Origin of the sequence: Streptomyces sp. NPDC001852 (assembly GCF_042891825.1) — a bacterium.
GTDB lineage: Bacteria > Actinomycetota > Actinomycetes > Streptomycetales > Streptomycetaceae > Streptomyces.
On the sequence record NZ_JBIATN010000004.1, the window covers coordinates 84,346 to 96,440 of the forward strand.

Sequence of the window (12,095 nt, forward strand, 5' to 3'; positions counted from 1 at the left end):
GCGGCCCGTTCGTCGCCGTCCGGGGCTGCCTCGGCGCTGCGTGCGGTCCGTTCGCCGGCGAGCGGGGTTGGTCCGGCGTTGCCTGTGGGTCGTTCCTCGCTTTCCTGGAGCGGTGACGACGCGAAGGCCGTACCGTTTCGGCGCGCGCGCAGGGTCCCCACGGCGTAACCGCCGGCGGCGCTCAGTACGCCGGCGACGATCGCGCCCGCGCGTCCCGCGCCGCCCGGCCGGGCGAGCAGGGCGTCCCGCAGGCCACGAGCGACCCCCGCGGGCAGCACCCTGGTGGTGTACCGGCGTTCGGACTCCAGCCCCTTGTCCGCGCCGACGCTCCGGGCGACCAGTGCCTTGGACAGGCCCTCGGCGTAGGTGCGGGTGCGGAAGTAGGCGAAGTGCTCGCGCGGTTCGGGCACCCGGTGGTGGATGATCGCGCGGTCGTCGATGAGCAGGACGGCGTCGGGGCGTGCCCGGGTGAGGCGGATGCACAGTTCCGTCTCCTCGCAGCCCAGCGGGCGGCGGTCCCCGTCGCGGCCGATCCCGGTCGCGAAGCCGCCCGCCGCCTGGAACGCCGTACGCCGGAAGGAAGCGTTTCCTCCCAGCACGTTGCGCACCCGGACCCGGCCCGGCGGCAGGCCCTTGTAGGTGCAGCCCACCACCCAGTCGAACTCCTCCGGGAACCAGGCCGGCCGCCGTCCCGACGCCCAGACGGGCAGCGTACGGCCGCCGACCGCCATGACGCGCGGGTCGGCGTAGCCCTCCGCGAAGCGGCGCAGCCAGTCGCGTTCGGCCACGGCGTCGTCGTCCAGGAAGGCGATGACCTCGCCGTGGGAGGCGGCGATGCCGGTGTTGCGGCCGGCGGACAGGCCGCGCGGACCCGCGTTGGCCAGCACCCGGACGCCCTCGGTCTCCTTGTACTCGCGGGCCAGCCGGTCCTTCAGGGCCGGGTTGTGGTCCACGACCAGGAGCGTCTCCAGCGCGGGGTACGACTGCGCACGCACCGAGGAGACCGCCGCGAGGATGTCCTCCCAGCGGTCCTCGGTGTACACGCAGATCACGACGGAGATGCCGGGATCTCTCAAGACACCTCTCCCCGGACCGTGTCGAGCATCGGCGAGTGGTGTTCCTGCCGGCGCAGTTCCCGCCGGTTGGAGCGCTCCTTGAGGATGACCTTGAGCACCCGGAACCCGTCGCGCACGGCCCGCAGATTGCTCGTGCCGTGGATGCGCAGGTACTCGTGGCTCGGGATCTCCTGGACCTTCAGGCCGGCCTTGACCACTCTGATGTTCATCAGCGTCTCGACCTCGAAGCCGGTGCAGTCGAGGTCGATCTTGTCGAGGCAGTGCCGCCAGAACGCGTTGTAGCCGTAGCACAGATCGGTGTAGCGCGCTCCGAACTTGCGGTTGACGACTGCGCACAGGGCCCGGTTGCCGAGCTTGCGGATGAAGGTCATGTCGTCCGTGCCGCCGCCGTTGGCGAACCGCGAGCCCTTGGCGAAGTCGGCGCCGGAGACCAGGGCGGAGACGTACGACACGATCTCGTTGCCGTCGGCCGAGCCGTCCGCGTCCACCATCACGATGATGTCGCCGCTGCAGGCCTCGAACCCGGTGATCAGGGCATCCCCCTTGCCCTTGCCGTGCTGTTCGACGACCTTGACGTCCGGCCACAGGGAACGGGCCACGTCGACGGTGTCGTCCGTGGAATTGCCGTCCACCAGGACGACTTCGTGTATCCAGTCCGGAAGCGTCTTGAAGACGTAGGGCAGATTCTCCGCCTCATTCATGGCGGGAATCACCACGCTCACCGGCGGAGTGATCGCGAGGTGAGAGGAGATCGGCCGGTAGTGCGCGGCGATTAAAGGATCTTGCCCTGAACTCGGCGGGCGCAGGACGGAACTCATGAGTCTTTTCCCTCTCGTCCGGTGGACCGCCCACCCCCGGGCGGCCCGGCTCTGTGTCCGGTTCGAAAGGGGGGTTCTCATCTTCGGCGCGGCGAACTGGTCTCCGTGCACGCAGATGAGCTGGCAAAGCTGGCCGGCCCGCCGGAGAAGAACGGCAGCCGGTCGCGCGGCACGGCTCGGTCACAGTTGCGGTCACCGAGCACGGCACCCCCCTACCGCGCCCCGCGCCGGTGGACGCCGCGGCCCTGAGCCCTCCCCTGGAGCCGTGTGCCGACGTGCCGGTGCGGGTGAGATGTACGACGGTATTGACGATTGAACCCGAAAGGCAACCCCTGGGGGACTGCCTCACGGTTTTGTTGGTTTGGCCGTTACACAACTTTGGCCCGCGTTGCTCGCTCTTGTGTACGTTTTCCGGAAATCCGTTCCCGGATCAGCACCAGGAGCAGGAGCAGCAGGCTCAGCGCGGTCACCGCGACCACCCCGCCGCGGACCGACCAGCGGTGAACCGCGAGCATGCCTTGGGCAACCAGCATGTTGACGACGACCGAGCCCGCAAGCGCGCAGAGCGCCCGGCCGAAGGGATCCAGCCCGCGCAGTGCCGCGGCGAGTGCCACGGCCGGCGCCGCGAGCAGGAAGAGCAGGGCACACGGGCCGCGCAGCGGCGAGGTGGAATCGACGAGAGCGAGCAGCCCGCCGGTCAGTGCCACGGCGGTCGCGGCACCCGCGAGCAGCGGCAATGAAGATGTCTTGATGGGTATGGTCTGCATGGCCGACTTTGCCCCCCGACGTGCCGGATGCCGGGCTTCAATGTGGCGCAGTTCATGTGGGGTCGTCAAGACGGCGATTGTCGAACCGTCAACAGATCTGGCATGTCCACGCAATAGGCGAGCGGTGAATATTTCGCGTTGATCCTGTTGAGAGCACAAAAGTCTTGGCATGGACACTTCCCGTCAACACGCGTAGTTGCTACGACAGTTGTGGCAGAGATCCTGCTAAAGGAGGTTCCATGAGACGTTCCCGACTTTCCGGATTCGTTGCCTCGCTCCTCCTCGCCGCCGGCCTCGGTCTCACGGGAGCCGGCCACGCGACAGCCGCGACCGGGGGCTATGTGGCACTCGGTGACTCCTACTCCTCCGGAGTCGGCGCGGGCAGCTACATCAGCTCCAGTGGTTCCTGCGACCGCAGCACCAAGGCCTACCCGTACCTGTGGAACGCCGCCCACAGCCCGTCCTCGTTCGCCTTCGACGCCTGCTCGGGCGCCACGACCGACGACGTCATGGCGAACCAGCTCGGCTCGCTGAACTCCTCGACCTCACTGGTGTCCATCACCATCGGCGGCAACGACGCCGGCTTCTCCGACGTCATGACGACCTGTGTGATCCAGTCCGACAGCGCCTGCATCGACCGGATCAACACGGCCAAGGCGTACGTCGACTCCACGCTCCCCGGCAAGCTGGACACCGTCTACAACGCCATCAGCGCCAAGGCCCCCGGCGCCCGGGTGGTCGTGCTCAGCTACCCCCGCTTCTACCTGCTCGGCCAGACCTGCCTCGGACTCTCCGACACCAAGCGGTCCGCGATCAACGGCGCGGCCGACTACATCGACGCCGCCATCCAGAAGCGCGCCCAGGCCCACGGCTTCGTCTTCGGCGACGTCCGCTCCGCCTTCTCCACCCACGAGATCTGCTCCGGCGACTCGTGGCTGCACAGCGTCAACTGGCTCGACATCAGCGAGTCGTACCACCCCACCGCGGCCGGCCACTCCGGCGGCTACCTGCCGGTGTTCACCAACAACGCGTGACCCGAACGGGCTCGCCCCTCAGGGTGAACTCGACGGCGAGCCCGATGCCGATGCGGAGGCCCCGCCCGACGGGGTCTCCGTCGCCGTGGCCGTCGTACAGCTCACCGAGAACGGGACCGCGTTCGACGTGGTCCGCACGGGAGCGCGCACCTTCACACCGATCCGGTCCTCGGTCGTCCCGCCGCCGCGGTACACCGTCAGCGTCACCTGCACCTGCCGGGACCTCCCGCCGCCGTCCGGGAACGACAGCGTGTGCCACCCGGGATCGGACACCGATCCGCGCGTCGTCACCCACCGGTACTCCACCTGCGCGGGCAGCCGTCCCACCGTGAACGTCGCCGTGAAAGAGGGCGTCTGCGCGGCCGGCGGCGGACAGCTCCCGGAGTACGTCGTGTGCGCGCCCGCGACGGTGACCTCCACGGACTGCGCCGGCTGTGTGCCCGAAGACGTGCTGCCGCTCGGCGAGGGCGGCGCTGTCGTGCCCGGGTCCGTGCTGCCGTGCCCGGTCGGCGTCCGCGCGCCGCCGCTCGTCCGGGTGCCGCCGCCCGCGTTCTGCCCGGCGCCGTGGTCACGGTTCAGCAGCGCGTACGCCAGACCCGCCAGCGCGAGCGCGACGACGAGCAGGCCGGCCACCAGCACCGCGCCCGCCCGCCGGTTGTGCCGCGGCGCGTCGGACGTCGTGGACGTCGTGGCGCCGGACACGGGCGGCGGCGGGGTGGGGGAGGGCTGCCGGGGCGGGACAGGGACCGTCGGAGCGGTGTACGGCGGCACGGGCATCGTGGCCGCCCGAGGTGCTCCTCCCCCGGCGGGGGCACCCCCGGCCGCGACGATCCGCAGCTCGTGTTCCGCCCGCCCGGCGTCCAGCCGCTCGGCGGGGTCCTTGCGCAGCAGTCCCTCGATGACCGGGGTGAGCGGACCGGCCCGGTGCGGCGGCGGCAACTCCTCGTCCACCACGGCACGCAGGGTGCTGATGGGGGTGTCGTACCGGAACGGTGAGACGCCCTCCACCGCCGCGTACAGCAGCACCCCCAGCGACCACAGGTCCGACTCGGGCCCCGGTGTCCGGCCCAACGCCCGCTCGGGGGCGAGGAATTCGGGCGAGCCGACCACCTCGCCGGTCATGGTCAGCGCGGAGCTGCCCTCGACCGAGGCGATTCCGAAATCTGTCAGCACCACCCGGCCGTCGTTGGCGAGCAGCACATTGGCCGGTTTCACGTCCCGGTGCAGCACCCCGGCGGCGTGCGCGGCGCGCAGCGCGGACAGCACCTCGGCACCGACGTGCGCCGCCCGCTGCGGCGACAGCGGACCCTCCGCCTCCAACTGGTCGGCGAGCGACAGCCCGCGCACCAACTCCATCACGATCCACGGCCGGCCGCCTTCCAGCGCCACGTCGTACACCGTGACCACGTTGCGGTTGGCCACCCGGGCCGCCGCCCACGCCTCCCGCTCCAGGCGCGCGTACATCCGCTCCACGTCGGAGGCCGGCAGCCCGGCCGGGGCCCGCACCTCCTTGACGGCCACCTCGCGGTGCAGCACCTCGTCCCGGGCGCGCCACACGGTGCCCATGCCGCCCTCGCCCAGCGGGGACAGCAGACGGTAGCGGCCCGCGATCACACGTTCGCGGCCCGGCTCTTCGGACACGGGCGCCCCCAAGGCAGTCGCGTGATGTCTCCCCGTAGCGATATGTCACCCCAAGTTAGCTCAGCCAAGCGCCGATGCGGCCCCTTTGAGCACCAATCCGGCGCCCAGGGCCATGACGACCAGCGCGGAGGCGAGCGGCACGCAGCGGCGCACCAGCGCGGCCACCGGGTGGGCGGTCCAGCCCGGACGCCGATCCAGCACCCGGCTCAGCCCCGAACCCAGCCGCACCACGGCGAACCCGGCCGCGGTGAGCGTCAGCGCGAGCCCGGCGCCGTAGGCCACGACGAGCAGCAGCCCGAACCAGGCCTTCCCCAGCGCCGCGGCACCGACGAGCACCACCACGGCGGAGGGACTGGGCACGAGCCCTCCGGCGAAGCCGAGCAGGAGGGTGCCGCGGAGGGTGGGGGCGGTGGGGTGGGTATGGGTGTGCCCCCCGTGGGTGTGGGTGTGGCCGCCATGAGCGTGGGCGTCACTGGCGTGGCTGTGGCTGTGGCTGTGGCTGTGGGCGTGGCCGTGGGCGTGTCCCCCATGGGTGTGCTCCCCATGGGTGTGCCCCACATCGTTCGGGGGGTGATGGTGGCGGGCTGGCCACACCCTCCGTACGAGGTTGGCGCCCGCCGCGAGGACCAGCGCACCGCCCGCGATGCCCAGCCAGGCGATCACCGAGGGCGTGGCGGCCGAACCGGCCGTGACGAGCAGGCCCAGGGCGATCACGCCGAGGGTGTGGGTCACGGTGACCGAGGCGGCCAGCGGCAGCACGTCCCGCAGCCTCGCCCGGCCCCCGCGGGCCGCCGCCGCGGCGGCCATCAGGGTCTTGCCGTGGCCCGGCGCGAGCGCGTGCAGCGCGCCCAGGACGATCGAGACGAGCAGCGCGAGCGCGGCGAAGCCGACGGTGAGGTCGTGGCGGGCCACGAGCTCGTCCAGCGCGCGGGTCCAGCGGTCGGCGCCCCGCGGCAGGACCGCGGCCCCCGGTTCCGCCTGCCGCTCCTCGGCGAGGGCCGGGCCGCCGGGGCGCAGGCGCACGGAGGCGGCGGTGGTGTCGGCCGGGGAGGACAACAAGTCCTTCGGATACACGGTCAGTTCGTGCGAGACCGACGTTTGCGGGACGTCCGTCGCGGTGAGTGTCGTACGGTCGCCGCGCGCGGTGATCTCCCGCCATCCGGGGCCGCCGGTGGCCCCCGCGCTGTGGAAGCCGAGGGTCACGGTGGCGCCGCGGGGGAGCGGTGCGGTCAGCCGGCACTCCACCCGCAGGGTGTGCAGCCCGGCCTGACCGGGACGCAGCCGCGCCGTGGCGCCGACGGCGGTCAGCGTGGCCGTACGGCCGTCCACCGTGAGCCTGCTGCCCCCGGCGGCCCGCGCACACCGCTGCCGGGCCCACTCGGTCATGCCCAGCCGCTCGAGGTCGGGCCCGGCCTGGGTCGCCGGGATCTCGGCGAGGTCCTCCACGTGGTCGACGCGCAGCTGTCCGGGAGCGGCGACCAGGCCGTCGTAGCGGTTGACGGTGAAGTTCCCGAGCGGATGGGCGCTCGCCGTGCCGCCGGGAAGGAGAACCAGTACGCCGGTGGCGAGCAGCAGGAACGCGAGGCGTGGCTTCACTGCGTCGCCTCCAGGGCCTTGCGGGCCCCGGCCGCGCCGAGCGGGGAGAAGCCGGGGTTCAGGCGCAGGGCCGAGGTGAGGCAGGCGCGGCCGTCCGTGCGGTGGCCCGTGGCCAGCTCGATCATGCCGCGGTGGTACAGGAAGGCGGCGTTGCGGTAACCGGTGGCGGTGGCCCGGCGGGCGTACGGCAGGGCCTCGGTGTCCCGGCCGTTCACGTGCAGCGCCCAGGCCAGCGCGTCCGCGGTGTGCACGGTGTGCCGGCGGGCCCATTCGGCGCGGGCCGCGCGCAGGGCGGCCGCCTTGTCGCCGTGGTCGGCGGCGGCCAGGGCGGTGTCGAGGTCGGCGTTGACTCCGTTGGCCCGGGCCAGCGCGATCCACGCGTTCACCAGCGCGTACTGCCGTTGCGCCCGGACCCGGTCGCCGGCCGCGCCCCGCGCCTCGTACAGCTCGCCCAGTTCGACCAGCGGTCCCGGCAGCGGGTACCTCGACACCACCGTCTCCAGCCCCTTGATCGCCGCCGCGCGGTCCCCGCTCGCCGCCTGCGCCCGAGCCCGGCCCTCCAGCGCCGGCAGGTAGGTGTCGTCGGCGGCGAGAGCACGGGCGTAGTCGGCGAGGGCTGTCCTGTAGTCGCCCTGGTTCCAGGCGAGTTGGCCGAGCTGGGCGGACACGTACGCGATGTCGCCCCGTGTGGTGGCACCTGTCAGTGCCTGCTTCAGTACCCTGCGTGCGGTCGTCACATCACCCTGCAGCTCATGGACGTACGCGTACCGCGTGAACACCGGTACCCCCGGTTTGCGTGCGTCGGCGGTCTCGGCGGCCTTCGACGCCTCGGCGTACCGGCCGAGTTCGACCAGACCGTCGATACGGGAGGACAGCGCGCGCTCGCTGTAGGGGTTCTGCCGCAGTGCCTGGTCCGCGTAGGTCAGGGCGTCCTCGAAGTCGTGCCGGGCGGCGGCGAGGGCCGCGCGGCCGGCCAGCGCCCCGTCGTTGTCCGGGGCCAGCGCGAGGGACCGCAGCAGTGCCTTGTCCGCCTGCGGGTACCGGGAGGGGTCACCCTTGGTCCGCGCCTGCTCGACGTAGGCCAGGCCCAGTGTGGCCCAGGCGGCGGAGTCCTTGGGCTGGGTCCGCAGATGCGCCTGGAGCGCGGCGATACCGGCGTCCAGGTCGCCGCCGAGCGCGCCGGGGTCCACGGCGGTGGAGGCGGCCGGCACGGTGACGGGCGCCCGACCGGCCCCGACGGCGATGGCCCCGCCGGTCAGCGCGATGGCCAACAGGGCGGCACAGCCCACGAGTTGCGCAGCCCGCCAGCGGCGCCCGGCAGCGGCGAAGCGCCGAACGGCGGCCACGCGCTGGTCGGGGCCGACGGCCGAGGGTGTCTCCGCCGCAGTCGGTCCCATGCTCACCGTCGGCTCGCCGCCGTCCTTCTGCCCACCGCTGTCGGTCGGCTCGCCGCTGTCCGCCTGCCCACCGCTGTCCTTCTGCCCGTCCATGTCGTCGTCGTCCTGTCTGCGCGGGCCCATGCCCTCTCCTGCGTCCGTCGGTCGTGTGGGAGGCGCGGCCCGCCGTGGGGGAGGGGAAGGTACGGGCCGCGCCGGTCTCGGTGGGGGCGGGGGTCAGTACGGGCGGCGGATGCGCCGGCGCCACCAGCCGACCGCGGTGCCGAGGAGCAGGATCCCGGCCGCGCCCGAGGCCGCCGACGCGGCGATCAGCACCGTGTTGCCGGAACCGGAGCCGCCGGAGGACCCGGCCGGCTGCAGGGCGTCGCCCAGCTGGCTGCGGACGTCCGTGCCCGCCGTCGTGCCCTTGGCGAGGGGGCCGCGGGAACCCGAGGTGGGCTCGGCGACGTACGGGAAGGACTTCTCGAAGCCCTTGTCGTTCTTGTCCACGCCGTCGCCCAAGTCGTTCTTCGAGCCCACCAGTTCGCCCTCGACGACCTGCAGCGCCTCGTCGATCACGTCGTCGGTGAGCCGGCGCCCGTTCGGGAAGCCCGCGTTGTCGCCGTCGAGCACGCCGAGACGCTTGGGGTGCATGGCCGGCTTGATGGAGGTGTTCAGGCGCAGTTCCTCCGAAGGACGCACGTTCGGGGGCTGGTTGAGGCCCTTGACGCCCTTCAGGAAGACGTCGACCAGGTCGTTGCGCGGTTCGGCCGGCGCCTTGATCTTGTAGATCGACTCGATGAGCTTGGGCAGCTCGGGATTGGTGACGTTCTTCAGGAACTGGGCGTCGTACGCGGGCTGCGAGGCGTTGAACCTGTCCTTGTCCTTCTGCGGGTTGACGACCTCGTTGACCAGCGGGTTGCCCAGGCGCGAGACCTGGGTGTAGTAGCCCTGCGCGTTGCGGCGCTGGGTGGTGGACCAGACGCCGACGATCGGCTGTCCGGCCGACTCGCGGATCAGGTCGTTCGGCACCTGCAGGGCGATGGTGTTGACGTTGTAGCCCTTCAGGGTGTCCCGGCCGACCTCGCTGAGGTTGCCGCCGTACAGCAGGTCGAAGACGCGCAGATCGGCGAAGAACGGGTCGTCCGCCTGCCCGGCGAAGGTCGCGGCGCCGCCCGCGGTCCTGTACACGGCCTGCGCGCGCAGCTTGCCGTAGTCCGGCATGGACGCCTTGCCGACGTCCGAGGGCGCGACCGGCACCTTGTCCGCGATCCTGGTCCTGTACACCTCGCGCCCGTGCTTCAGCCGGACCAGATCGATGTCGTACGTCTGCGTGACGTTGAGGTTCGGGTCGTCCAGGCTCTTCACGGCACCCGTGTTGTACAGGAACGTGTTGCCGTTCCTGGTGTGCGTCTTGAAGGTGTAGCGGAACAGCAGGTCGTCCTGCGCGTCACCGTTGTTGTCGATGTGGATGTCGTACTGGGCGTCGTCGGCGAACGTGTAGAAGTTCGGTCCGCCCGCCGGCTCCTCGAACGGGATCCAGTTCGCCACGATCGTCGTCGTGTCGGGCTTGTCCGGGCTGACGAACGCGTACAGGTCGGTGTTGTCGTACTGCGGGGTCCCCGAGATCAGCGGGGCCTCCCGGTGGGAGGAGGCGGAGGCCGTCCCGGGTGCCAGCGTGGCGACGCCGGCGGCCGCGAGCCCTCCGGCCGCCAGCGCACCGCAGAGGAGCGGGACCAGGCCCCTGCGTACCGTGCCGCTCCTGGAGAAGGGGCCTCTGGAGAAGAGAGGTGTCATGCGTCCGTCCTCAGTGCCGACTTGCCGTTGACGCATGGGTCTTCGGAGCGGGCCGGCCGAGCGGATTGGTCGGACGGAGAAAAACCACCGAAAAACTTTGGGCACCTCCCGACCCGCGTTTTCGGCCCGCTGATCCGTATCTCCCGCGGGAGGTGTGCGGTGGTGCGGATGCGTGGAGTGCGCGGAAGGGCCGGCTGCGGCCACGGAGAGGCGGCCCGCATGCGGGCGGACGAGCTGCTGGTGCTCGTCGCGGACGGCGACCAGCGGGCGTTCGAGGATCTGTACGCACTGGTGTCCGGGCCGGTCTACGGGCTCGTACGACGCGTGGTGCGCGATCCCGCACAGTCCGAGGAGGTGGCCCAGGAGGTGCTGCTGGAGACATGGCGCTCGGCCACCCGGTACGACCCCGGCCGGGGCAGCGCGCTGTCCTGGATCCTCACCCTCGCCCACCGCCGCGCCGTCGACCGGGTGCGCAGCGCCCGCGCGGCCGGCGAACGCGAGCAGCGGGAGGCCGTTCGGGCCGGGGAGCCCGCCTTCGACCAGGTCGCCGAGGAGGTCGAGGCCGGCATGGAGCGCGAGTGGGTACGCCGCTGCCTGCGCCGGCTCACGGACCTGCAACGCCAGTCCGTGACCCTCGCCTACTACGACGGCTACACCTACCGTGAGGTGGCCGAGCGGCTCTCACTGCCGCTCGGCACGGTCAAGACGCGGATGCGCGACGGGCTCACCCGGCTCCGCGAGTGCCTGGGAGGCGCCGCATGAGCATCCTCGGCAAGCTGCTGCGCCGCGAGGACCTGCACTCCCTCGCCGCGCCCTACGCCCTCGACGCCCTCGAACCGGGCGAGCGGCGCCGGTTCCGGAAACATCTGCAGGGCTGCGACCGCTGCGCCGCCGAGGTGCGGGAGCTGGCCGAGGACGCGGTGCGCCTCGCGTGGTCCACGGCGGCCCACGCGCCCCCCGCCCTGCGCGAACGGGTGCTGGCCGCCGTGCGCACCCTTCCGCAGGAGCAGGCCCAGGCACCGGCCCCGGAGCGCGCACCACAGCTGCCGCCGCACGTCTGGGGCACCCAGCCCCCGCCGGGACGCACCCGTACGCCCCGCACGCGACCCCTGTTCGTGCCGTTCGCCACGGCCACCGCGGCGGCGGCCCTGGTCGTCGCCTCGCTCTTCGCGGTACAGGCGCAGCGCACCCAGCACCGGCTCACCGCGGAGCAGGCCCGGGGACGTGAGATCGCCCACGTTCTGGCCGCTCCCGACGCACGCGCCACCACCAGCAAGGACGCACAGGGCCGCGCAATCGGAGTGATCGCTTCCGCCTCGGAGCGGGAGGCCGTAGTCACCCTGAGCGGATACGGCACCCCGCCCGCCGGGCGCGTCCGTCAGCTCTGGCTCATGCGCCCCCGCGCACAGCCGCGCTCCCTCGGGCTCCTCGCGGGCGACACGCCCTTGGTTGCCAAGGGTCTCGACTCCTCCTCGACGTCACTCGCCGTAACCGTCGAGCCTGATGGCGGCTCAGCCCAGCCCACCGGCCAGCCCGTTGTCCAACTCGCCCTGAGACCGGTCGGATTCGGAGAGTAGTCAGAGAAGAATCGTCAACCGCCTTGCAGGGAAGGTGAATCCTGTGGACGCGATACACGCGTGCCCCCCTGGGGCGATAGGGTTACTCTGCCCGGGCCGGGTGGACTCGTACGGGTGGGGAGTGACATGGAGCAGATAACAGTGCGCAGCAGGGCCAGGGTCCCTGCGATCACCTGCGGCAGCAGCGCGACCAGTTCGCGCCTCGACCGCCATCTGTCGGTGCTGGCGGGTCCCGCCATACCGCAGCGGGAGACGGTCGAGGCGACCTCGCTGATGCGCGAGCTGACGGCGCGTGACACCGCACAGCAGCGCAGCGACCGGGGCCGGCGGGTCAGCCGCGTCTCCCTCTTCGCACCGCTGCGCCGGCTGCGTCGCTCGCTGTTCGGCGGCCACTGAGCACCCCTTGAGCGGCC

General features: G+C 72.0%; 10 protein-coding genes and 1 pseudogene. 3 read left to right on the forward strand and 8 right to left on the reverse strand.

Annotation, left to right across the window (positions count from 1 at the left end):
• Positions 1-104: 104 nt before the first annotated feature.
• From ACFYZB_RS08320 to ACFYZB_RS08330, 3 genes and pseudogenes are all read right to left on the reverse strand, one after another.
• Positions 105-1,076 (reverse strand): annotated as a pseudogene (locus tag ACFYZB_RS08320) (glycosyltransferase); the annotation flags it as partial.
• The gene (locus ACFYZB_RS08325) at positions 1,073-1,894 is read right to left on the reverse strand and encodes a glycosyltransferase family 2 protein (protein WP_351206799.1); all 822 of its coding nucleotides are present in this window, start codon (positions 1,892-1,894) and stop codon (positions 1,073-1,075) included. The gene ACFYZB_RS08325 and the pseudogene ACFYZB_RS08320, both read right to left, overlap by 4 nt.
• Positions 1,895-2,262: 368 nt before the next feature.
• A complete protein-coding gene (locus ACFYZB_RS08330; RefSeq protein WP_351206798.1) occupies positions 2,263-2,661 on the reverse strand; it encodes a hypothetical protein in 399 nt (132 codons plus the stop codon).
• A 239-nt stretch (positions 2,662-2,900) separates the two neighbouring features.
• Here ACFYZB_RS08330 and ACFYZB_RS08335 point away from each other — a divergent pair, with 239 nt between their 5' ends.
• The gene (locus ACFYZB_RS08335) at positions 2,901-3,695 is read left to right on the forward strand and encodes an SGNH/GDSL hydrolase family protein (RefSeq protein ID WP_351206796.1); all 795 of its coding nucleotides are present in this window, start codon (positions 2,901-2,903) and stop codon (positions 3,693-3,695) included.
• 18 nt (positions 3,696-3,713) lie between these two features.
• Here ACFYZB_RS08335 and ACFYZB_RS08340 read toward each other — a convergent pair whose 3' ends face one another.
• From ACFYZB_RS08340 to ACFYZB_RS08355, 4 genes are all read right to left on the reverse strand, one after another.
• Positions 3,714-5,336 carry a serine/threonine-protein kinase gene (locus ACFYZB_RS08340; protein ID WP_388755831.1) on the reverse strand — a complete coding sequence of 541 codons (1,623 nt, stop codon included), beginning with the start codon at positions 5,334-5,336 and terminating at the stop codon, positions 3,714-3,716.
• A 60-nt stretch (positions 5,337-5,396) separates the two neighbouring features.
• Positions 5,397-6,932, reverse strand: a complete 1,536-nt coding sequence (locus ACFYZB_RS08345) for a nickel transporter (RefSeq protein WP_388755833.1) — start codon at positions 6,930-6,932, stop codon at positions 5,397-5,399.
• Entirely contained in the window at positions 6,929-8,452 is a 1,524-nt protein-coding gene (locus tag ACFYZB_RS08350) for a tetratricopeptide repeat protein (protein WP_388755835.1), read from the reverse strand. The genes ACFYZB_RS08345 and ACFYZB_RS08350 overlap by 4 nt, the downstream gene beginning before the upstream one ends.
• 93 nt (positions 8,453-8,545) lie before the next feature.
• Positions 8,546-10,105, reverse strand: coding sequence for a DUF4331 domain-containing protein (locus ACFYZB_RS08355; protein ID WP_388755838.1), 1,560 nt, complete (start codon positions 10,103-10,105; stop codon positions 8,546-8,548).
• 219 nt (positions 10,106-10,324) lie between these two features.
• On the opposite strand from ACFYZB_RS08355, the gene ACFYZB_RS08360 reads away from it, so the two are divergent.
• Both ACFYZB_RS08360 and ACFYZB_RS08365 read left to right on the forward strand, forming a co-directional pair.
• Entirely contained in the window at positions 10,325-10,867 is a 543-nt protein-coding gene (locus ACFYZB_RS08360) for a sigma-70 family RNA polymerase sigma factor (RefSeq protein WP_351206788.1), read from the forward strand.
• The gene (locus ACFYZB_RS08365) at positions 10,864-11,682 is read left to right on the forward strand and encodes an anti-sigma factor domain-containing protein (protein ID WP_388755840.1); all 819 of its coding nucleotides are present in this window, start codon (positions 10,864-10,866) and stop codon (positions 11,680-11,682) included. Before ACFYZB_RS08360 ends, ACFYZB_RS08365 begins: the two co-directional genes overlap by 4 nt.
• Positions 11,683-11,851: 169 nt before the next feature.
• Here the strand turns inward: ACFYZB_RS08365 and ACFYZB_RS08370 are convergent, their stop codons facing one another.
• Complete coding sequence (locus tag ACFYZB_RS08370; protein WP_351206784.1) at positions 11,852-11,986, reverse strand: hypothetical protein; 135 nt, start codon at positions 11,984-11,986, stop codon at positions 11,852-11,854.
• Positions 11,987-12,095 lie beyond the last annotated feature (109 nt).

What these genes read in the sequence shown, in the direction of transcription:
- ACFYZB_RS08350 (WP_388755835.1), bottom strand. Translation starts at nt 8,452, where the DNA reads ATGGGCCCGCGCAGACAGGACGACGACGACATGGACGGGCAGAAGGAC.
- ACFYZB_RS08360 (WP_351206788.1), top strand. Translation starts at nt 10,325, where the DNA reads ATGCGGGCGGACGAGCTGCTGGTGCTCGTCGCGGACGGCGACCAGCGG.
- ACFYZB_RS08330 (WP_351206798.1), bottom strand. Translation starts at nt 2,661, where the DNA reads ATGCAGACCATACCCATCAAGACATCTTCATTGCCGCTGCTCGCGGGT.
- ACFYZB_RS08365 (WP_388755840.1), top strand. Translation starts at nt 10,864, where the DNA reads ATGAGCATCCTCGGCAAGCTGCTGCGCCGCGAGGACCTGCACTCCCTC.
- ACFYZB_RS08355 (WP_388755838.1), bottom strand. Translation starts at nt 10,105, where the DNA reads ATGACACCTCTCTTCTCCAGAGGCCCCTTCTCCAGGAGCGGCACGGTA.
- ACFYZB_RS08335 (WP_351206796.1), top strand. Translation starts at nt 2,901, where the DNA reads ATGAGACGTTCCCGACTTTCCGGATTCGTTGCCTCGCTCCTCCTCGCC.
- ACFYZB_RS08325 (WP_351206799.1), bottom strand. Translation starts at nt 1,894, where the DNA reads ATGAGTTCCGTCCTGCGCCCGCCGAGTTCAGGGCAAGATCCTTTAATC.